Origin of the sequence: Streptomyces sp. NPDC052225 (genome assembly GCF_040679615.1) — a bacterium.
Lineage (GTDB): Bacteria > Actinomycetota > Actinomycetes > Streptomycetales > Streptomycetaceae > Streptomyces.
This window is the reverse complement of the sequence record NZ_JBFAVD010000002.1, coordinates 52,472-72,472: the sequence shown is the minus strand read 5'-3', so window position 1 is coordinate 72,472 and position 20,001 is coordinate 52,472. Positions and strand designations below refer to the sequence as shown.

Annotated in this window: 21 protein-coding genes; 13 read left to right on the top strand and 8 right to left on the bottom strand. The window is 71.1% G+C overall.

The genetic code is table 11. The features are described 5' to 3' along the window. Positions 1-35 precede the first annotated feature (35 nt). Positions 36-1,280, top strand: a complete 1,245-nt coding sequence (locus AB0L37_RS03430) for an ROK family protein (RefSeq protein ID WP_365499396.1) — start codon at positions 36-38, stop codon at positions 1,278-1,280. Positions 1,281-1,303: 23 nt separating this feature from the next. Here AB0L37_RS03430 and AB0L37_RS03425 read toward each other — a convergent pair whose 3' ends face one another. Next, positions 1,304-2,611 carry a phospholipase D-like domain-containing protein gene (locus tag AB0L37_RS03425; protein WP_365499393.1) on the bottom strand — a complete coding sequence of 436 codons (1,308 nt, stop codon included), beginning with the start codon at positions 2,609-2,611 and terminating at the stop codon, positions 1,304-1,306. A 234-nt stretch (positions 2,612-2,845) separates the two neighbouring features. Continuing rightward, entirely contained in the window at positions 2,846-3,109 is a 264-nt protein-coding gene (locus AB0L37_RS03420) for a hypothetical protein (protein ID WP_365499390.1), read from the bottom strand. 274 nt (positions 3,110-3,383) lie between these two features. On the opposite strand from AB0L37_RS03420, the gene AB0L37_RS03415 reads away from it, so the two are divergent. The 4 genes from AB0L37_RS03415 to AB0L37_RS03400 all read left to right on the top strand — a co-directional run bounded on the left by AB0L37_RS03415 (position 3,384) and on the right by AB0L37_RS03400 (position 5,159). Continuing rightward, on the top strand, positions 3,384-3,521 hold the full coding sequence (locus tag AB0L37_RS03415) for a hypothetical protein (protein ID WP_365499387.1): 138 nt from the start codon (positions 3,384-3,386) through the stop codon (positions 3,519-3,521). Positions 3,522-3,901: 380 nt separating this feature from the next. Next, positions 3,902-4,465: a DUF4383 domain-containing protein gene (locus AB0L37_RS03410; RefSeq protein WP_365499384.1), complete on the top strand. Its 564-nt coding sequence runs from the start codon at positions 3,902-3,904 to the stop codon at positions 4,463-4,465. Positions 4,466-4,757: 292 nt separating this feature from the next. Further along, positions 4,758-4,886, top strand: a complete 129-nt coding sequence (locus AB0L37_RS03405; RefSeq protein ID WP_365499381.1) for a hypothetical protein — start codon at positions 4,758-4,760, stop codon at positions 4,884-4,886. A gap of 9 nt (positions 4,887-4,895) precedes the next feature. Continuing rightward, positions 4,896-5,159 (top strand): hypothetical protein, encoded by a 264-nt coding sequence (locus tag AB0L37_RS03400; RefSeq protein ID WP_365499378.1) that lies wholly within the window; start codon positions 4,896-4,898, stop codon positions 5,157-5,159. Between the two features lie 73 nt (positions 5,160-5,232). Here the strand turns inward: AB0L37_RS03400 and AB0L37_RS03395 are convergent, their stop codons facing one another. Both AB0L37_RS03395 and AB0L37_RS03390 read right to left on the bottom strand, forming a co-directional pair. Further along, on the bottom strand, positions 5,233-5,841 hold the full coding sequence (locus tag AB0L37_RS03395) for a sigma-70 family RNA polymerase sigma factor (RefSeq protein WP_365499376.1): 609 nt from the start codon (positions 5,839-5,841) through the stop codon (positions 5,233-5,235). A 114-nt stretch (positions 5,842-5,955) separates the two neighbouring features. Beyond that, complete coding sequence (locus AB0L37_RS03390) at positions 5,956-6,180, bottom strand: hypothetical protein (RefSeq protein ID WP_365499374.1); 225 nt, start codon at positions 6,178-6,180, stop codon at positions 5,956-5,958. A 180-nt stretch (positions 6,181-6,360) separates the two neighbouring features. Between AB0L37_RS03390 and AB0L37_RS03385 the strand changes: the two genes are divergently transcribed. Further along, positions 6,361-7,392, top strand: coding sequence for a MerR family transcriptional regulator (locus AB0L37_RS03385; protein WP_365499371.1), 1,032 nt, complete (start codon positions 6,361-6,363; stop codon positions 7,390-7,392). A 45-nt stretch (positions 7,393-7,437) separates the two neighbouring features. On the opposite strand, the gene AB0L37_RS03380 is transcribed toward AB0L37_RS03385, so the two are convergent. The 3 genes from AB0L37_RS03380 to AB0L37_RS03370 are packed head-to-tail and all read right to left on the bottom strand — an operon-like array spanning position 7,438 to position 10,933. Then, positions 7,438-8,976: an NAD(P)/FAD-dependent oxidoreductase gene (locus AB0L37_RS03380; RefSeq protein ID WP_365499368.1), complete on the bottom strand. Its 1,539-nt coding sequence runs from the start codon at positions 8,974-8,976 to the stop codon at positions 7,438-7,440. Continuing rightward, positions 8,973-9,695, bottom strand: a complete 723-nt coding sequence (locus AB0L37_RS03375) for a class I SAM-dependent methyltransferase (RefSeq protein WP_365499365.1) — start codon at positions 9,693-9,695, stop codon at positions 8,973-8,975. The genes AB0L37_RS03380 and AB0L37_RS03375 overlap by 4 nt, the downstream gene beginning before the upstream one ends. 50 nt (positions 9,696-9,745) lie before the next feature. Continuing rightward, the gene (locus AB0L37_RS03370; RefSeq protein WP_365499362.1) at positions 9,746-10,933 is read right to left on the bottom strand and encodes a lycopene cyclase family protein; all 1,188 of its coding nucleotides are present in this window, start codon (positions 10,931-10,933) and stop codon (positions 9,746-9,748) included. Positions 10,934-11,150: 217 nt separating this feature from the next. On the opposite strand from AB0L37_RS03370, the gene AB0L37_RS03365 reads away from it, so the two are divergent. From AB0L37_RS03365 to AB0L37_RS03335, 7 genes are all read left to right on the top strand, one after another. Then, positions 11,151-12,413, top strand: a complete 1,263-nt coding sequence (locus AB0L37_RS03365) for a polyprenyl synthetase family protein (RefSeq protein ID WP_365499359.1) — start codon at positions 11,151-11,153, stop codon at positions 12,411-12,413. Continuing rightward, the gene (crtI, locus tag AB0L37_RS03360) at positions 12,410-13,948 is read left to right on the top strand and encodes a phytoene desaturase family protein (protein ID WP_365499356.1); all 1,539 of its coding nucleotides are present in this window, start codon (positions 12,410-12,412) and stop codon (positions 13,946-13,948) included. Before AB0L37_RS03365 ends, crtI begins: the two co-directional genes overlap by 4 nt. Next, a complete protein-coding gene (locus tag AB0L37_RS03355) occupies positions 13,945-14,988 on the top strand; it encodes a phytoene/squalene synthase family protein (protein ID WP_365499353.1) in 1,044 nt (347 codons plus the stop codon). The genes crtI and AB0L37_RS03355 overlap by 4 nt, the downstream gene beginning before the upstream one ends. Further along, positions 14,985-15,992, top strand: coding sequence for a DUF5914 domain-containing protein (locus AB0L37_RS03350; protein ID WP_365499350.1), 1,008 nt, complete (start codon positions 14,985-14,987; stop codon positions 15,990-15,992). The genes AB0L37_RS03355 and AB0L37_RS03350 overlap by 4 nt, the downstream gene beginning before the upstream one ends. A gap of 1,173 nt (positions 15,993-17,165) precedes the next feature. Then, positions 17,166-17,684: a GNAT family N-acetyltransferase gene (locus AB0L37_RS03345; protein WP_365499347.1), complete on the top strand. Its 519-nt coding sequence runs from the start codon at positions 17,166-17,168 to the stop codon at positions 17,682-17,684. A gap of 232 nt (positions 17,685-17,916) precedes the next feature. Next, entirely contained in the window at positions 17,917-18,345 is a 429-nt protein-coding gene (locus AB0L37_RS03340; protein ID WP_365499344.1) for an NUDIX domain-containing protein, read from the top strand. A gap of 282 nt (positions 18,346-18,627) precedes the next feature. Then, complete coding sequence (locus tag AB0L37_RS03335; RefSeq protein ID WP_365499341.1) at positions 18,628-19,542, top strand: SDR family oxidoreductase; 915 nt, start codon at positions 18,628-18,630, stop codon at positions 19,540-19,542. Positions 19,543-19,637: 95 nt separating this feature from the next. Here the strand turns inward: AB0L37_RS03335 and AB0L37_RS03330 are convergent, their stop codons facing one another. Further along, entirely contained in the window at positions 19,638-19,976 is a 339-nt protein-coding gene (locus AB0L37_RS03330; RefSeq protein ID WP_365499338.1) for a hypothetical protein, read from the bottom strand. Positions 19,977-20,001 lie beyond the last annotated feature (25 nt).

The following is a 20,001-nucleotide window of genomic DNA, read 5'->3' as shown; positions in this document are numbered from 1 at the left end:
GGCACCCCCGGCAGCCGGGGAAAGACGAGGAACACGTGAAGGCTGAACCGCGCGCGAGCCACCCGCTCGGACCTCCGTCCGCCCGCGACCGCGGCTCCGTCCGCCGCACGAACCTCGCTCTCGCGCTCCGACTGCTGCGCGATCAGGGCCCGCTGTCCCGCTCCCGGATCGCGGCCAGCACGGGCCTGCCCAAGCCGACGGTGACCAGCCTCGTCGCCGAACTCGTCGACCTCGGCCTCGCGGCGGAAGGACCCACCCAGCGCGAGGGAGCCGTCGGACGGCCGGGCACCCTGGTGCATATCGACGGCAGGCACATCTGCGGTATCGGCGTCGAGATCAGCAGCCACTACATCCACGTCCTGGCCCTCGCCCTCGACGGGGCGACAACGTTCGAGCACCGCACAGCCCTCACGGCCGCCGACACCGCAGCCGACACGGTCCTCGACCTGACCGCCCGCACCCTCGCGCGGTGCACGGCCGCACTCGAACAGGCAGGAGCCCGCGCGGTGGGGACGGCCGTGGCCGTGCCCGGCGTCATCGACACCCCGACCGGCACCGTTCGCTACGCCCCCGCCCTGGGCTGGCGCAACGTTCACGTCACGGAAGGCCTACGCCACCGGCTCGGCACCACCACGCCGGCCCTCACCCTCGACAACGACGCGAAACTCGGCGCACTCGCCGAGTACGCCCACGAGCACGCACAGGTGGCCGACATGGTGTGCATCACCGGCCAGTCCGGCATCGGCGCAGGCATCATCAGCGGCGGACGACTGCTGCGCGGTGCCGCCGGCTTCGCCGGCGAAGTCGGTCACATGCCCCTCGATCCCCAGCAGCGCCCGTGCGTGTGCGGACGCACCGGCTGCTGGGAGACCATGGTCGGACTCGACGCCCTGCTGCACCTCGCGGCCGACCCGGACGACCACCTGCACGACCCCGGCGTCGAGTTGGAACACCGTCTGACCGTGCTCCACGAGCGGGCCGTCGCCCACGACGCGCGCACGCTCGAGGCGCTGGAGCGGGTCGCGGACGCCCTCGGTCTGGGCATCGCGCTGCTCGCCGACGTCCTCAACCCCGGGCGCGTCGTACTCGGCGGCTACTTCACCCACATCGGCGACCTGATCCTCGACAGGGTACGCGCGGCCGTCGACCAGCGGGTCATGGCACCCGACGGGGGTGGCTGCGAGGTGGCCCTGTCCCCGCTGGGCTTCACCGCCGCGGCCCGCGGCGGCGCGCATCTGGCCCTCGACGCCGTGTACCAGGACCCGGGGGCGGCGCTCTGACGATGCGGTGGCGCCGCAAAGGCCTACTCCGGGATCTGCTTCGGGTCGATCGGAATCTCGCGTGCCAGATCCTCGGCGCGCTCCTCGGCGGTCAACTCCCGCGCCACGGTGCCACAGCAGCGATTGTACTGGTTCTGCCAGTCGGTCATGAACGTGTCGTAGTTCGCCTGGCCGGTCAGCTTCAGGTCCGACTCGTCGTTGTGCCAGACGCCGTTGCTCGTCCAGTTCGAGGAGCCGACGAACACGAGTCGGGAGTTGGCCGTACCCGCGTAAGTGCCGCTGACCATCATGTACTTGTCGTGCGTGTAGTGCAGGGCGTTGCCGTTCGCGTCGGTGCCGCGGGTGGTGTCGTGCACGTCGATGTTCGTACGGTCCTTCAGATAGTTCTGCACGCTGCCGTCGACCTGGCCGGCGGTGAAGAGTATGTGGATCTTGACGCCGCTCTGGGCCAGGCTCACCAGCTTCTTCGGCAGTTCGAGATAGTTCCGGTCGCCCGGGTCCCCGTGAGAGGTCCACTCGAACATGGCGATGTTGATCGTGGCCGGCGCCTTGATGTTGTTCAGGAAGTCGACCCAGGTGTCGCTCTTGGAGCGCGCCTTGGGCCACTGGTAGGAGGGCGGGGACAGGGTCCTGGCGGCCTGGCCGTTGGCGGAACTGTAGTAGTCGGGCACGAGCGGGCCCGGGCCTCCCACCGCTCCCTTGGCCATGGCGCTGAAGTAGCTGACGTAGGAGTTGTACAGACTGACGTTGCCCTTGACGGTCGCGGCGCTGTTCCACGCGGTCCTCGCCTGGGCGGGGGTGGGGTTGGCGCTGGTGACGGTCACCGTGCGGTTCGCGTCGCTGCCGCCGCTGAGCATGTAGAACTTCGCGTGCAGGGCGGAGCCGGAGTAGTGGGTCAGGCAGCCGCCCGGACACAGCGCGGCGAAGCTGGAGGCGCGCGGATCGTTGCCCAGCTCGGCGACCATCGTCTGCCAGATCGCGTTGTCGCTGTGCGCGTCCATCAACGCCTTGACGATGACGCCGCGCTGGTGCGCGGCTATCAGGGCATTGGCGAAGTCCGGGCCCGGCGCCGTGTTGCCGATCGAGTACATGGCGACGCGTATGGTCTGCCCGCAACTGGCGCTGTTGATCGACTCGATGATCGGGCCCATGACGTTCATCTGGGCGTCGGGGTTCTCCGGGTCGTTGAAGGTCGCGCCCGGTTGTGAGACGAACGTCCGATCCTCGCAACTGAGCGGGGACTTGGCCTGCTTGACCGCCGCGTGTGCCGCCGCCGGCGACAGGGCGGTGACGGCGGCCAGCGCGGTGATCAAGGTGAGTGTTCGCTTCATGGACGGGCCTTTCGCTGGGCTGTTGACGGTGACGAGTGTGGTGTTGCTGCGCTGATCGACCGGTGAGTGGTCGCCGTTGAGCCCGGTGGCCGAAGTCGCAGGACTGGTCTGTGGGGCAGTTCGGGTGGGTCCCCGTCCGTCGGCGGCGTCCGCCCCGGACATGGGGCAGCCGTCGTCGGTGAGCCCCAGTGGTGGGGCGAGCGGGTCGGGGAATCCGCCGTGGTTGAAGTCGCCTCAGGCACTGACCCGGCCGAAGCCGTCACCCGCCTCGTAGAGGCCGGGCGTGCTGGTGCTGCTCTGCTCCCACGCGGTGCGGTCGCTCCACGTGAAGCCGTGCGCCGCCCGGTATCGGGCGACGAAGTCCCCGCAGCCCTCCCGTTCGCCCGTGCTCGCTGACGCTGTCAGGAGTCCGCCGGTCGGATGAGCCGCCACGGCGCTCGGCGTGGAGACGCGGAGGCGAGTCGGTGGCGGGGCGGGAAGACGTCGGTGTTTGGCCATGCGTTGAGCTCCTGCAGGGAACAGGGACATCCGGTGGGCATCCCGCGTTGATCTGGTGCCGTTTCGCTGGTTTTTGTCTGGAGTTGTCCCAGGTGTGATCCAACGTTTGACAATCAGGAGACGCGTAAAGGCGTCCAAGGGTTGCACGAGGAAGTAGGGAATCAGGCAAGGGGAGTTGAAAGCGGGCGCAGTCCACCGGAACGCTGCCCCGACAAGGTCGCCTGACGCGGCCCCTGACACGGAGTTCCAGAGGGTCTTCGAGAGGAGCGCCGGCGTGAGCAGTCCTGGCCCCGACTGCGTGGTGCTGGACATCCCGCAGGGACCGCGGCTCGGTCCCCTCGGTCCGGTCGCCGAAGTCGGCCAAGTCCGTGTCGTCGCCGACCGGGCCGGACGGCGTGGGACATCGAGCTGATCGAACGGCCACCGGGCGCCCGGCCCCGCAGGATCCGTCCGCCCGCGCGGCGCGTCGTCCTGCTGAGAGGTCTCCAGGGCATTGCCGGGTCCGGACGTCGCCTGGCTGTACCGGAGGTGCGGGAACGGGTCGGCACCGAGCCGCCCTCATTCCCGTACGCGCGCTGCCCCGCTCACGTTCCGCTGCCGCCGGATTCCGACCGATCACCGTGCGGATCGCGACGCCGCGTCACGACGCAACTCTCGCTCTCGGCGGACCGGCCCCCTCTTTCCAGGCCCGCGTTGTAGATAGCTGCCCGTAATGCAACCAATGACCGCGTTTGAGGCGAAGGGAGTGTCAGGGGGCGCGACACGACGAGTGAGCAGAAGGGTGCCCGCACCATGGAACTCAAGGACGAACTTCCCCTCGACCACAAACTGGCCAGGGTCTACCGCTGGGGCGCCGCGGGATGCGGCCTCGTACTCCTGGTCTTCGGCTGCCTCGGCCTCGCTGATGCGTTGAGCCCGTTCGACACGGATGGCGACCGGATCGCTGGCATGAGCACGAACGGCGTGCTGAGCCTGATCTCCGTCGTCGTCGGGCTCGCTCTCGTCGCCGGCGGCATCGTCGGCGGCAACTTCGCCTCGACGCTCAACATGACCGTGGGCGCCCTGTTCCTGCTCAGCGGCTTCGCCCACATCTTCGTTCTCGACAAGAGCGCGAACGTGCTCGACTTCGGCATGACCAACGTGATCTTCAGTTTCGTCATGGGGCTGGTCATCCTCACGTTCGGCATGTACGGCCGGGTGTCCAGCCGACTGCCGCACGACAACCCCTATTGGCGGCGCCGTCACCCCCGGGAAGCGGCGCTGGAGGCGCGGACCCGTCGCCCTCTGCCCGCCACCGCGCCCACCGTCACGCCGCTGCGTCTGGGACGGGCCGAAACCCCGAACAGCAGTCAGTGATCACCCCGCCGGCCGGGGCGGGGTACGACGCGCCAGGGAGTGGTGAAGGTGGCCGAGGCGCACGCTGGTGGGAGCACCGACGTCGTGGTGATCGGAGCCGCGGTCGCCGGCCTCGGTCGGGCCTGTCCGGCGTCTTCCTTGATGACGAACTCGAGACGTCCAGCCGCGTCTTCCGTCTGGTGTGGCGCAGCATGGTGCGCCACACCCGTGCCTGCCCACCCGCAGGATCGAAGCGGTTCCCCGCGCTTTCGCGCGGCGTCTCGCGCCCGGCGCGGTGCGTTTGGAGACCGCCGTGACGCGCCTGGACGAAGCCGGCGTCGTGCCCGCGGCGGCGGTGGTGGTGGTCGCCGCAGGGCCGAGCACCACCACCACTTTCGTTCCGGAGGTCGAAGTGCCCGCCTACCGCACCGTGACGACGTAGTACCACGGCATGGACAGGTCACCGCTGCGCGAGCCGATGCTGCTGCTCGACGCACGCCGCCGCTTGCTGAACACCTGCGTCCTGTGCGAGGCCGTCCGCTGGACCCTGTCCGAGGTGTACGACACCGACACGAGCACGTGGGAGCTGGTGTGCACCCGGACCGTCCCGCGGGCGCTTCCGGTGATGACACCGCCGCCCGCGTTGAACAGGTCCGCACGCGTCGCGCGCGGCCTCTACGTGTGGGGTGACCTGCGATCCACCGGATCGGTGTAGGGAGTCATGGCCTCCGGAGCGCGGGCCGCTCGCGAGGTGCTGCGCGCGTTGAGGTGACCACCCATGTACGTGGTCACTGCACATCGGCCGCGACGAGACGCAGGCGCAGGCGGTTGAGTCCGCGCCGGGAGTGGCTCTTGACGGTGCCCAGGGGCCACCCGGTCACCTCGGCGATCTGGGTGTGCGTGAGATCGCTGTAGAAGGCGAGTTCCAGAACGCGCCGCTGGGCGGCGGGCAGTCGGGCCAATTCGTGGAAGACGACCACCTGGTCGAGGACCCGCCGCGCCGTGTCCTCGGCGGACGACGGCCGTGTACCGAGCAATGCCTGCGCGGCGGCCACGAGATCGGCCCGGCGCGTCCGGGCGGTGAGGGCATCCGCCACCTTGCGTCGGGTGATCCCGACGATCCAGCCGGCGAAGGCGCCGCGCTGCGGGTCGTATCCCGCACGACCGCGCCACACATCCAGAAAGACCTGCTGCGTGACGTCCTCGGCCTCGCGGGCGTCCCCCAGGGAGCGGTACGCCAGTGTGTGCACGAGTGTGCCCCAACGGCGGTACGCGGCCTCCAGATGGGCCTGTTCCCCGCGCTTGACGCCGGCTGCGATCTCCTGATCGGCGAGCGACTCCTCGACGGGTGCCCACAGGCTGTCGCCGGCCTTGCGGGGGATGCTGTGCGCGCGCATGGGCCCTGCCCTTCCATCGCCGATCAGGTGAGCTTCACTGTGGCGAGATGCGCGTACGGAAACGACTCGCATCGAATCTGCATCGCTTCGGTGAGGTCCCACCGGATCCGGTGGTTACAGGCGCTTGCGGATCTGCTCCCAGAGACCGGCGGGCGGCGGTACCGACGGTGTCGGCCCGGCCCGGCCGGCCTCGAAGGCACGGCGGAACTCCGCCAGCGTCGACCTACAGGTCACGCACCGCTCCAGATGCCGCTCGGCGGCCTCCACGGCGTCGCAGCCGAGGGCGATCAGCGCAAGGTCCCCGGACGAGGGATGGCGGGTCTGGGGTGGGGCCGGCATCGCTCACCTCTGGCTGCGGGGGGTCAAGGAGCGGGAGGGGCCCACCGGAGCGGGGGAGCCGTATCACCGTCACCGATCGTTCAGGCCGCTACGGCGAAACAGATGCAGCGGACCGTGGATCTCGCGCGCTGGGCAGCTCTCTCCTGAGAAGCATCGATTCTGCGTCGATATGCTTGGCGTATGCATGCTGACCCACCTGCCCAACGGCCGAGAGCCAGCCACGTCCCGCCCGGCGCGGACGTCGACGCCGGCATCACGTCGGGCGCACTCGCCCGCCGACTGGGTATCTCTCCAACGACTCTGCGGTCGTGGGGCCGGCGCTACGGCCTCGGGCCGGCCCGGCGTGAGCACGGCCGTCACCGCCGCTGGTCACCCCAGGACGTCGCCATGATCGAGGACATGTGCCGGCTGACGGCCTCGGGAGTGCCGCCGGCCGAAGCCGCGCGCACGGCCAAGGAGCGAGCCGCCGCCGCGCACCCGGACGCACGGCCCGGCGGGACCACACCGTTCGTCCCCGAGGGCACCGATGCGCACCCGCCCGGTTCCGTGCCGTCCGCGGTGGTGCGCACCGCATGCCGCGGTCTCGCCCGGGCCGCCGTGCGGCTGCAGTCCGACGCGATCGAGGAGCAGCTGAACACCTTCATCCGCCGTCACGGAGTCGTGGCAGCCTGGGAACAGCTCATGATGCCGACCCTGCATGCGGTCGGCCGTAAGTGGGAGACCGCCGGAGACCGCTATGTAGAGGTCGAACACCTCCTGTCCTGGCATGTCTCCACCGCCCTGCGCAGCGCGCCGTTCCTCCTCGGCCCGGCACCTGAGCGCCGCGACGGCCCGCCCGTCCTGCTGGCCTGCGTCCCCGGCGAACAGCACACCCTGCCGATCGAAGCGCTCCACGCGGCGCTGCTTCAGCGCGGCCGGTCCGTGCGCATGCTGGGCGCCGCCCTGCCCGCCGAGGCACTCATCGCCGTCGTACGCCGCACGGGCCCGGCCTCCGTGGTGCTCTGGTCGCAGACGCGGTCCCTGGCGAACACCCCGCTCGCCCATCACCTCCTGACCATGGCCTGGGGGCCCAGCGGCGCACGACAGCAGGCCGGTCTGGCCCTCGCCGGCCCCGGCTGGCGCGGCTGCGCCGTCGCGGGAGCGCTGCACCCTCAAGGTCTCAGCGAGGCCCTCGCCCTCCTCGCACCAGAGGCGTCGGCGCGGGTGCGCTGAAAGCGGGGTGCCCGCCCGAGCGCGCCGACCGAGCGGTTCGCGCCCTCACCGGGCCAGCCGTCGCAGCAGCCGGCTCCGTCCGCGCAGCGGAACACTCCACACGTCGTGTCCTCGCACCCGCCACTGCCGCAGCAGCCCGTTCGCCGCGAGGATGCCGCTCGTCGCAGCCCGCTCCATCAGCGCGACCGGCAGGCCGGTGCGGACCAGGTCGCCGGCGACCATGAGGCGGGGATGGGACGTGTGCACGGTGGGGCGGTCGTCGTATCCGGACACCGGGAACATCGGGCAGTCCTGGCGCCACTCGTGCCGGGCGTCGACGATCCGGGCCGCGCGGGTTTCGGGATACACCCGGTGCAACTGGTCGAGGAGAGCCTCCTGCGTGGTGGCCCGGTCGGTGCCGTCCGCGACCGCGTAGGCATGAAGCTCCACCACGGAACCGCCCGTGCGCCGGCTCCAGTTGTGCGCTTCGTTCTCCCAGCGCTCCAGCACGCTGACGTTGTCCAGGCCCCCGTAACCGCTCGTGCCGAGAAACCCGGCCCGCTCGGGCGCGACCGGACGGTCCAGCCACAGCCGGGACACGAGGAACGGGGGAGCGGTGCGCAGCCGGGCGACGCGGGCGTACCAGGAGGGGGCGGCCAGGGCGGGACTGTGCGCGAGCAGGTGTTGCAGACCGCCGGTGTCCAGGGCGAGGACGCACGCGTCGTAGCGCCCGGTGTGCGTCCCCGCGGTGAGGGTGAAGCCGCCGTCGGGATGCGAGGCGAGGTGGTCGACCGGCTGGGAGACGCGGACGTCGGCGCCGAGCTTCTCCAGGTAGTGCGCGAGCGGATCCCACAAGGCGGCCGGGAACGGGTCGTCGGGCACGTCGAACAGGAGCCCTTCGGCGGAGCCCAGGAAGTAGATGTGGAACATCAGCACCATCTCGGCTGCCGACAGGTGCCGCGGATCCGCGAAGAAGCTGCGCGAGAACACCTCGAACGCCAAGTGGTGGGCGGCCTCCGGGAAGCGGATCGCGTGCAGGAAGTCGTGCGCGCTGACGGAGTCCAGGCGCTCGTACACCTCGGGCACCCGCACGTCCATCAGCGGGAGGGCGGCGCGCGCGTTCATCCGGGGCAGGTCGCGCAGGGCGAACGTGGGGCTGTGCAGAGCGAACCCGAGGGCGCTCCACGGGGGCGTCCGCGGAACGTGCCGGAAGCTGTCCCGCATCCCGTCGGCGTGCCACAGCGGGTAGTCGGGCAGCGGTGTCAGCCGCTCCAGACACGGGTCGGTCCGGCGCAGCAGCGCCCGGAGGTTGTAGTACTGGCGGAAGAAGGCGTGGAAGCCGCGGCTCATGGTGACCGGCGAGCCGTCGGCGAGCCGGGTGTCCCAGCCGGCCACGCGCCCGCCGAGCACGGCCTCGCGCTCGAACAGGGTGACTTTCACGCCGCGTTCGGCGAGGGCGACGGCGGCAGCGAGCCCGGCGATCCCGCCGCCGACGACAGCCGCCGTCGGCGGCGCTCCCGTGACACGCGAGGATCCGGCCGCCGCCGGGATGCGGACGGCTCGGCGGTCGAGGATGCCGGGCGGCGTGCCGTGTCGGCGGTTCATACGCGGGTCCGATCCTGCGGCACCTGGCCGACGAAGGTGTGGGTGATGCCGGTCTGCCAGCCGGGCAGCGGCAGGATCCGTACCCGCTCGAAGCCCGTGGAGGTCAGTCGGTGCGCGAATCGCTCGGCAGTGTCGAACTCGACGACACTGCGCCACAGATGCCGGTAGAGGGCGCCGTCCCCCAGCGCGGTGGTGACCGGCAGCAGTCCGGCACACACCGCCGACCACAGGACCCGGTGGCGCCGGGCGCCGCTGAGCGTGTACTCGTGCACGGCCAGCCGGCCACCGGGTGCCAGGAGCTGCCGTACGGAGCCCAGGATCCGGTCGGGATCGGCGGTGTTGCGGAACAAGTAGGCGGCGAAGACCGCGTCGAAGGAGTCGCCGATCCCCGCCGTCGCCAGTTCCTCCGCCGAGGAATGGGCGAAGGTGACACCGGCCGGCCAGCGCTTGTCCGCCGCCCGCTCCAGCATGCCCGCCGAGGCGTCGACGGCGGTGATCCGCGCTTGCGGCAGCACCGACAGCAGAGCGGCGGTGGACGCACCCGTGCCGCAGCCCAGATCCAGGATCCGCAGCCCTCGCCCCGGGCCCCGCAGACCGAGGCGGCGCGCCGAGCGGCGCAGGTGGGCGTGGTAGCCGGGGTTGGCGGTGACGAGAGCGTCGTAACTGCGCGCGGCGTGGTCGAAAGCCGACGCCAGTGTCGCGTCGCGCATGGTGGTCATGGTTCTCCTCGACGGGGAGCGGTTGAGGTCAGGGGCGGTGCAGAGGTGTTTCACGGCGCGGAGGCGGGCCGCCATGGACGGGTGGGGAGTTCGGCCGCACTGCGAAGGAGGGGGCGGACGGGACTGTGCAGACCGATCGAGAGGTCCTCGTGCAGGGCCGTCGTGCCGTCGAGGAAACGCAGCAGCCGCTCGGCGGGTACGCGTGAGAACAGGCGGGTGAAGAACGCCGCTCCGTCGACGTGCCCTGCCGCGAGCCCGTGCAGGAGCACCGCGTCCATGGCCATCGACCGCCGCGAGTGAGGCCTCGGCGGCGCGGGGTCGCGCCCCGCCAGCAGCGCGTCGGCGATCAGTGACGACTGGCGCTGGATGGCGGCGAAGGTGTAGCCGGTCGCCGGACGGGTGGCACCTCCCGCCGCGCCGATCCGGAAGATTCCGGGTCCCGTCCGGCGTGCGAAGCGGGCGTCCGTCATGGGGATGACGCCTCCTTCCCGCGCCTCGACGCTGAAGTCACGGACCGCCAGAACGTCTTGCATGTAGGCATGCAGCGCCTGCTCGTAACGCTCGGTCGGCAGTACGGACGCGGAGAACTGCGTGTACTCCACGAGGGCGGTGCGGGCACTGGTGGGCAGGACATAGGTGAAGGCCAGACCGCGCCGTGGCTGCGGAGTGCGAAAGTCCATCAGCTCGACGGCCCGCGGGTCGAAGACGGGCTGTCGCGTGCGCACGAACCAGCCGCTGAAGTGCTGGAGCAGGGTCGTTCGGGCCGGCGGCAGACTGCCCAGGGGCCGGGAGTCGAACACCCAGCGCGCGGCGAGACTCTCGCATCCCCCCAGGGGGGTGCGCACCAGCACGCGCGGGCCCCCGGCACCGCCCTCGACGCTCTCGACGGTGCCCTCCGTGCGGACCAGGCCGGGGCGTGAGGCGAGTCGGCGCTCCACCACGGCCTCGAAGTCGGGGGAGCGGATCATCTTGTACCGCAGCCTGCCCGTGCCCGCGTCGATGGCACGGCCCCGGGGGCCGTGCACCCGCAGCCGGTCCCAGGACGCCGTGACGGCATCGTCGTACCGGCCCTTGCCCTGCTCCCAGAAGCACCAGGTGCGCGGTGCGGGGCGCAGCGGTCCCGCGGGCGCCTCGACGAGACGCACGGACAGGGCGGGCCGTGCCGGGGCGGTGCACAGCCGCTCCGCCAGGGACAGGCCGGCGGCTCCGGCTCCGATGATCACCACGTCCGACCGCACGCTCACCTCCGGGGTTTCGTCCTCGTGCTCCGCACACCCCTTCTACCGCCGCGGCGGGCACGGATGCGCGATCTCGGCGATCGGAAAGATCTTCGTGGCGCGCCCCCGCTCCGGGAGCGTTGCTCCGGTTGCCGCAATCCGGCGCATCCGATCGCGGCGAGGGCAAGGAATGGACCTACACAACACCTCTGGTCACAGCCACACCTAAGGAGTCGACATGCCCCCCGACGAGGCAGCGGGCGCCACCGCGACGGCGGCGCCACCCGACGGGGCGGACCGAGGGGCGGACATGGCGCGCAGCTATGGCGCCCACCAGGTGCGGTCCGTGCGGGTACGGCAGATCGATGCCGATGTGGCGCAGGCCGTGGAGCACCGTCTGGCCCCGCTGCTCGCCCACCGCGTCGCACAGGCCACCACCGTGAACGCGACGTTCGGCGCCGATGTCGCCGGACGCGTCGCACGCTTCACCCTCGACGGCGGACGGCGGCTGCGCCCGCAGTTCCTCTGGTGGGGCCTGCGCGCCTGCGGACTTCCGGACGAGCCGCAGGTGGACGCGGCCCTCCAGTTGAGCGCCGCGCTCGAACTCATACAGACCTGCGCCTTGGTGCACGACGACCTCATGGACGCGGCCGCCACCCGGCGCGGCCACCCGGCCGTGCACGCCGACTTCGCGGCGCAGTACGCGGGCTCCGCTCCTGAGGGCGGCGCACCCTTCGGCGTGTCGGCCGCGATCCTCGCCGGCGACCTCGCGCTGGCCTGGGCCGACGACGAGGCCGCCGCCCTCGACCTGCCGGGCCACCAGCTGCGACGGATCCGGGAGACGTGGTCGCAGATGCGCCTGGAGATGGTGGCAGGCCAGTACCTGGACATTCAGGGAGAGCACACCCGGACCCGGTCCCTCAGCCACGCCGTCCGCGCCGCCTGCCTGAAGACCGCCCTCTACACCGTGGAGCGACCGCTGCACCTGGGCGCCCTCCTCGGCAACGCGGACGACACCACCGTGCGCGCCCTGTGCTCGTCGGGCCGCGGCGCCGGACTCGCGTTCCAGTTGCGCGACGACCTCGAAGACGCCTTCGGCGACGCGGACCGGCGCGGCAAGCCCGCAGCGGGCGATCTGCGAGCCGGTAAACCCACTTACTTGGTCGCCCTGGCCCACACTCAGGCCGAACGGGACGGCGACCGGCACGCACTGCACGTCCTCGACACCTGCCTGGGGCGGCCCGACCTCGACGACGCCGGTCTCGACGAGATCCGGCACGTGCTCGAACGCACCGGCGCCCGCCAGGCCGTCGAGGAGAAGATCCGCCGGCTGATCGGGCAGAGCATGCGCCATCTGAACGCGGTCCCCCTCGATCCCGTCGCGCACGCCCGGCTGCGCCTGCTGCTCCAACGGGCGGCCGGATCCACCACCGTCCCCACACCCCTCACCGCCTCGGCCCGGCCGACCGCGACCTCCGCAGCCCAGGGAGCAGCCAGGTGAAGACCGTACGCGGAAAGACCGATCACGTGGTCGTCGTGGGCGCGGGCCTTTCCGGCCTCGCCGCGGCCCTGCACCTGCTGGGCGCCGGACGCCGCGTCACCGTCGTCGAACGCGACGAACAGCCCGGCGGACGCGCCGGGCGCCTCGTGCGCGGCGGCTACCACATCGACACCGGACCCACCGTACTGACGATGCCCGACCTCGCCGACGAAGCCTTCGCCGCCGTCGGTGAACGCCTGTCCGACCGGGTGGAGCTCCTTCCCCTCCACCCCGCCTACCGCGCCTCCTTCGCCGACGGCAGCACCCTGGACGTGCACACCGACGCGCAGGCCATGCAACAGGCCGTCGAGGACTTCGCCGGCCCCCAGGCCGCGGCCGGGTACGTCCGTCTGCGCCGCTGGCTGCACCGCCTGTACCAGGCGCAGTCCAAGCACTTCATCGACACCAACTTCGACTCACCGCTGCAACTGCTCACCCCCGACCTCGTCCGCCTCGCCGCACTGGGCGGCTTCGGCCGCATGGACGCGCAGATCGGCCGGTTCATCAAGGACGAACGCCTGCGCCGCGTCTTCTCCTTCCAAGCCCTGTACGCCGGAGTGCCCCCGGCCCGCGCCCTCGCCGCCTACGCCGTCATCGCCTACATGGACACCGTCGCCGGGGTCTACTTCCCGCGCGGCGGCATGCACGCCCTCCCACAGGCCATGGCGGACGCCGCCCGCGACGCCGGCGCCGACCTGCGCTACGGCCAGAGCGTGCAGCGTCTGGAACGCAGGGGGGACCGCGTCACCGCCGTCGTGACCGGCGACGACCGGATCCCCTGCGACGCGGTCGTCCTCACCCCCGACCTGCCCGTCACCTACCGACTGCTCGGCCGCATCCCGCGCCGTCCGGCCCCCGTGCGGCACGCCCCCTCCGCCGTGATCCTGCACGCGGGAACGGACCGCACCTGGCCGCAACTCGCCCACCACACGATCTCGTTCGGCTCCGCCTGGCACGAGACGTTCGACGAACTCACCCGCGCGGGCCGCCTGATGAGTGACCCGTCCCTCCTGATCACCCGGCCCACCGCGACCGACCCCACCCTGGCGCCCCCGGGCCGGCACCTGCACTACATCCTGGCGCCCTGCCCGAACACCGACATCGGCCCGAGCCCGGCCCAATGGGGCGACCTGGCACCCCGCTACCGCGCCGAACTCCTCACCGAACTCGAACGGCGCGGCCTGGACGGCATCAGCGACTCGCTCGACGAGCAGTGCCTGGTCACCCCCGCCGACTGGCACGCCCAGGAACACGCCGCCGGCACCCCCTTCTCCGCCGCGCACACCTTCGCCCAGACCGGCCCCTTCCGCCCCCGCAACCTCGTCCGCGGAACGGCCAACGCGGTCCTCGCCGGCTGCGGCACCACACCCGGCGTGGGCGTGCCCACCGTGCTGCTCTCCGGCAAGCTCGCCGCGCAGCGCATCACCGGAACCCCCACTCCCCGCGCCTCCCGGGGCCGCGCCCTGCTCAAAACCGTTGGAGGAACCCCCTCGTGACCGCCCGCGAACTCGACGCTGCCGGCATCACCGACCCTGCCCTGCGCCGCGCCTACACCCACTGCCGAAGGCTCAACGCCCGGCACGGCAAGACCTACTTCCTCGCCACCCGACTGCTGCCCGCCCACCGGCGCCCCGCCGTGCACGCGCTGTACGGTTTCGCCCGCTGGGCCGACGACCTCGTCGACACCCACGACAGCCGCGGGACCCCGCTCGAACGCGCCCTGGCACTGGAGGACTTGGAGACCAGCCTGCGGCACGGCCTCCGCACGGGCCACAGCCGCGAACCCGTCGTCCAGGCCCTGGCCGACACCGCGCGGCGCCACGCGATCGACCCGCGGCACTTCCACGACTTCATGTCCGCCATGCGCGACGACCTGACGGTCACGGACTACCCCACGTACGCCGACCTCAGGGGCTACATGCACGGATCCGCGGCGGTGATCGGTCTGCAGATGCTCCCCGTCCTGGGCACCACCGTGCCGCGCGCCGAGGCGGAGCCGTACGCCGCGGACCTCGGCGTGGCCTTCCAGCTCACCAACTTCCTCCGGGATGTCGGCGAGGACCTGGACCGCGGCCGCGTCTACCTCCCCGCCGACTTGCTCGCCGCGCACGGCGCCGACCGCGAACTGCTGCGCTGGAGCCGGGACACCGGGCGCCGCGACCCCCGTATCACCCGTGCGCTGAAGGCGTTCGAAGCCCTCACACGTGATGTCTACCGGCGGGCCGTCCCCGGAATCGCCCTGCTGGATCCGGTGTCCCGCCCCTGTATCCGCAGCGCCTTCGTCCTCTACGCCGGCATCCTCGACGCCGTCGCCGACGACGGGTACGACGTCCTGCACCGGCGGGCCGTCGTCCCGCGGCGGCGACGCGCCGTCGTCGCCCTCGACGGACTCGTCCGCATCGCGCACGCCCGGATCCGGCACGGCTCGCCACCCCTCGTGACCACCCCGCATTCTCCTGGCGCCGGTCACGGACCCGACGCCTTCGACCTCGCCGCCCCGGTACGCCGGGAGGCCCGGGAAGGGAGGGCGGCATGAGGGACCAGCCCCGTCGGCCCCGGCTCCCGCTGACCGTGCGCAGGCACCCCCAGGCGTGGGAACGACAGGAGCCCACCTGGCGCCAGGCGCGGCCCGCGCTGATCGAGACGGCCCTCAAACGGTCGCAGACCCGCCCCTCGGGCAACTGGTACGTCATCGGCGCGTCCGGCGACGTACCCGCCCAGGCCCCCCTCGGCCGCACCGTGGCCGGCCGGGAGCTGGTCGTCTGGCGCGACGGGGAAGGCCACCTCGTCGCGGGGCCGGGATCCTGCCCGCACCTGGGCGCACCCCTCAAGGACAGCCCCGTACGCTGCGGAACCCTCGTCTGCCACTGGCACGGCATGGCGCTCGACGCCCGGGGCGCCCCGGGCTGGCCGACGCTGCCCGTCCACGACGACGGCGTCCTGATGTGGGTCCGCCTCGACGGCGTCGACGGCGAGCAGCCCCTCGACCGGCCCGTGATCCCTCCGCGCCCGGACCTGGCACGCTCCGTCCGTGCCGTCTACACCGGCGTCGGCCGCTGCGAACCCGAGGACATCGTCGCCAACCGCCTCGACCCGTGGCACGGCGCCTGGTTCCACCCGTACTCGTTCGTCGACCTGAAGGTCACCGACAGCCCCCGGGGCGATACCGGGGACCCCGACCGGTTCGTCGTCGACGTCTCCTTCAAGCTCACCTCCCGGCTCGTGGTCCCCGTCCGCGCGGTCTTCACGGCCCCGGAACCCCGTACCGTCGTCATGCACATCACGGACGGCGAAGGACGCGACTCGGTCGTCGAGACCCACGCCACGCCCCTGACCCCGCCCGGACACCGCACGCCCCGCACGGCCGTGGTGGAGGCGGTGCTCGCCACCTCCGAGCGCCCCGGCTTCACGGTCGCGCGCCACGCCTCCTTCCTCCTGCGCCCCCTCATGCGCAAGGCGGCAGGACGGCTGTGGCGCGACGACCTCGCCTACGCGGAACGCCGCTGGACGCTGCGCAACCGTCCGCCCCTGCCTTACTGACATCTTGGTGCCGCCTCGGCCGGGGCCCTTGGAACAACGGGCCTCGGCGAGGGAAAACGCGCGCAAGTCAGGAAGATGCCCCGGACCGCGCGGCCCCATCGGCGCGCTGGCCCGGCCCCAGCGGGCCGGTCTGGCGGGCAGGTGTCTGCTTTCCCTCCGGCGGGCACGAGCCGCACCGCGACGTCTGGTCACCGATGATGTGCACGCTGTCCTGTTTCGCGCCGTAGACAGCACGCGCCATGGCGGCGACTTGCCGGTCACTCACGACGTAGAACTCGGCTCCCCGGCGGTGGGCGGACCTGCCGCCGGCCGGGTGCCGGCACCTTTACCTCACCAGAAGTAACGAAATCGGGGGACCGCACGCTGAAATGATCAGCGCTCCCCGGCTGTCGGCGGTCGGGGAGCGCCTGGCCTCGTCGGTTCGAGGAACGAGGCCAGGCCTCCACGAGGAGAGCCGGCTGCGGAGTGTGCACTTCCCCCGGCGCGCGTCTCAAGGCGCCAAGTTCCACAGCCGGTCTCCGTGGTGGCAACGAGATGCAAAGCGCCACGTTCTGCCATCGAAGGATCAAGTTGACGAAATCCGTCATACCTCCGGCGTGCCTTCACGTTGCCGCCACGAGGGGGACTCGTCGATCCAGGACCCCCGCCCTAGCATGCGGCCGGACCCGAAGGGCGGACCCGTGTGGCGATCGTCCGACGGCTTTGCATGGCCCCAGTGGTGACCTGTCAGTTGGGAGCGCCTGCCGGCCCGTTTGGCCTGCTTGTCAGTGGCTCCTGGCACCATGCCCACAGGAGTGCGGAAAGCACAGAGAAGAAGACGCTTTTGGCGTTTCTCGCGGCGCAGCGAGCCAGCGTGCTGGCCGTTGTCGACGGGCTCGACATACGGGCACTGGGCACGCCGGCCATCTGGACATCGCCCGCGAACTCCTCGACGGCACAACGGGACTTGGGCCTCGCTGAACAGCGGTCCGTCAGGCATCGGTCGTTGCGTGCCCATTGCTTGCGCCACCGCAGAGCCGGAAACGGCCTGAGGGGAGGGGCGATCCGGACCGTAGCCGACTTGGAGAGCCGCAGCAGCGCACCGAGTTGCCGCTGTGTCAGGTTCTGACGACGCTCATCGCCTTCGCGGCCGGGGTGGGCAGAGGAAACAGCTTTGCGCTCTATGCAATCGGCATGGATGCTGGCTCGCCGGAGGTACTGAAGATGGTCAGTGTTGTGTTGAAGCTGTCAGCCCGAGACTTGGTGCACGCAGACCTGGCGTCGTGCGAGTGGGCGGGGTCCGGCCACCATCTGGCCGGCGTCGCCAGGCAGTTGGACCGTGTCCGGTCCGGCGAGGTCGACTACCTTGCCGTCTGCCCCGCAACGGACATCCCTGTGGCGAAAGGCGGTGTCGACTACCAGGTCAAGAAGGGCGTCGGCACTTTGTGGCAGCTGGCAGTCCACCCCGCCTTGCAGTCGTGCGGAATCGGTACGTTCCTGGTTGAAGCTGCGGAGCAGCGAATCAGAAATCGCGGTCTGCGGCATGCGGAACTCGGTGTGGAGGAGAGCAATCCCCGGGCACGTGCGCTCTACGAAAGGCTGGGTTATGTCGCATACGACCGCCAGCCGGACTCGTGGGACGTGCAAGCCCCTGACGGGTCGTTGCGCCGCTACGAGACGATGTGCACGTTGATGCGCAAGGAACTCCCGTAGGCTCAGTGGCCTTCCAAGGGCTCAGCAGACGCGTGCGGGTTCGGTGCAGGTCTTGTTCCACCGCCTGGTCCTCGCCGAGCGTACTTGCAGGTGCACGCGCTCAAGGCGGTTGCCGCGATTCGTCGTCCTGCCCCGACGGTGGGTCACCCGGAGCACGTACCGTCCGGGGCGGCGTCGGAGCGGGTGCCGACGGCCGACGAGGCTGGACACGCGCCGTGACAGGGTGACCGGTATGACGAAGGATGCTGTTGTAGCCGGTCAGACGGATGGAACGCTGCGTGTCGCGGCAGCCGCTGTGGTGGTCGAAGGGCGCTTGCTCGTGGTCAGCAAGACAGTTGCACCCGAGGTGTTCTACTTGCCCGGAGGGAAGCCGGATCCTGGGGAAGACGCCCTGGCCGCGCTGAGGCGGGAGCTGCGCGAGGAACTCGGTGTCGAGCCGGTGCGACCGGAGCCGCTGGCCGAGGTCGAGGCCGTGGCGGCGCTGGAGGGGGTGCCGATGCTGATGACGGTCTTCACCGCCGGCCTGACCTGCGAGCCGCAGCCCGCCGCCGAACTCGCGGACATGCGGTGGGTCGTCGGCAACGAGCCGGGGCTGGTGCTCGCTCCCGCCGTGCGGGACCAAGTCCTTCCGCTCCTGCGGAGCAAGGGCCTGATCGAGTAACCGACTCCGGGCGAGCCCTCGGGGCCCCTCCCTGTCGTTCGCCGAGTGCGAGGCGATCGCCCTCTTCAAGGCTTGGGCCACGGGCGCGCGTGAGATCGCCGCACCATCGGGCGCCGCTCAGCGGTTCGGCCGGGCAGCCGACGCGGCACCAGATCGCGCACACCGGCGAAGACCCTCGCGCGCGTGCTTCGCCGTCCGCCGAGGTCGGCGGTGCGTTTCGGGGTTCGCATGCGGGTTACGCAGTGAGGACGTCTGTATACGTGTGATCGGGAGTTCAGACTGATGACTGTGGAGCACGACGGTTCTTCCACCAGCCCGGGCAACGGCGGTGAGCCGACGCCGCCGTACCGGTTCGAGCGCCAGACGCGGCCGGGCCTGGAGTCGAAGATGTCGATGCCGCCCCGCTACCAGGCGCCGCGGTACCGCGGCTCGGACAAGCTGCGGGGCAAGGTGGCACTGATCACCGGCGGCGACTCGGGCATCGGCAGGTCTGTGGCGGTGCTGTACGGCAGGGAGGGCGCCGACGTGGCGATCGTGTACCTGCCCGAAGAACAGGAAGACGCCGAAAAGACCCGCCAGGCGGTCGAAGCCGAGGGGCAGCGTTGCCTGCTGATCCCCGGCGACCTGTGCGATCCGGACTTCTGCCGACACGCCGTGGACACGACGGTGAGCACCCTGGGCGCTTTGAACATCCTGGTGAGCAACGCTGCCCGGCTCAACAGCCAGAACTCGTTGGAGGACTTGGACTTCGAGGAGTTCGACCTGGCGTTCAAGACGAATGTCTACGCCTACTTCCACCTGGTACAGGCCTCCCTGCCCCATCTGAAGCGGGGAGACGCGATCATCGCGACGGCGTCGGAGGAGGGGCTCAAGGGCAGCGATCTGATGATGGACTACGCGGCGTCCAAGGCCGCGCAGATCATCTTCACGAAGTCGATCGCCCCGCACCTGGCCGCACGCGGGATCCGCGCGAACGTCGTGGCACCCGGTCCCACGTGGACTGTCCTGAACCTCGCGGGACAGCGCTTCACCGACGACTACCTGCGGGAGAACCTCGCCGCTTCCGACCCGCTGGGACGCGCTGCTCAGCCGGAGGAACTCGCCCCGGCCTTCGTCTACCTCGCCTCTGAAGCCGATTCCAGCTACACGATCGGCGAGACCATCGCCGTGACCGGCGGGATGACCGACACACGCTGACGCCGTCGCCAGGCGGGCCACGTCGGCACGCAGACCGAGGATCCGCCGACCGCCCCGCCCTGTGCGGGCCGGACTGCCGTACCAGTCGGGACCGTTCAGGCGGGCAGCGCGTCCCCGGGGAAGCCGTGGCACGGGTAGACCTCGCAGTGCATCATCCCGGCCTGGACGCAAGGGTCCTCAGCCATGATCTCCATGGCTTCCTTGGCCGGCACGGTCATGATCGCGGCGCCGGCCACGGTATCGGAGGTCACCGGACAAAGGATCGCGATAACCCCTTCCGCGCGCAGCGACACCATGCGCCGCTGGTGCTCGAGTTCGATCGTGTCCGCGCCTTCCCTGGCTCGCTCCGGTCCCCACTGAAGGAGCGCCAGACTGTAGGGCTGCGCGGTTGCGGCCAGTGCCTGAATCTGTTCGTCGGTCACGCTCTTGCTCATGAGATCCCCTACGGCTGGAAGTGTT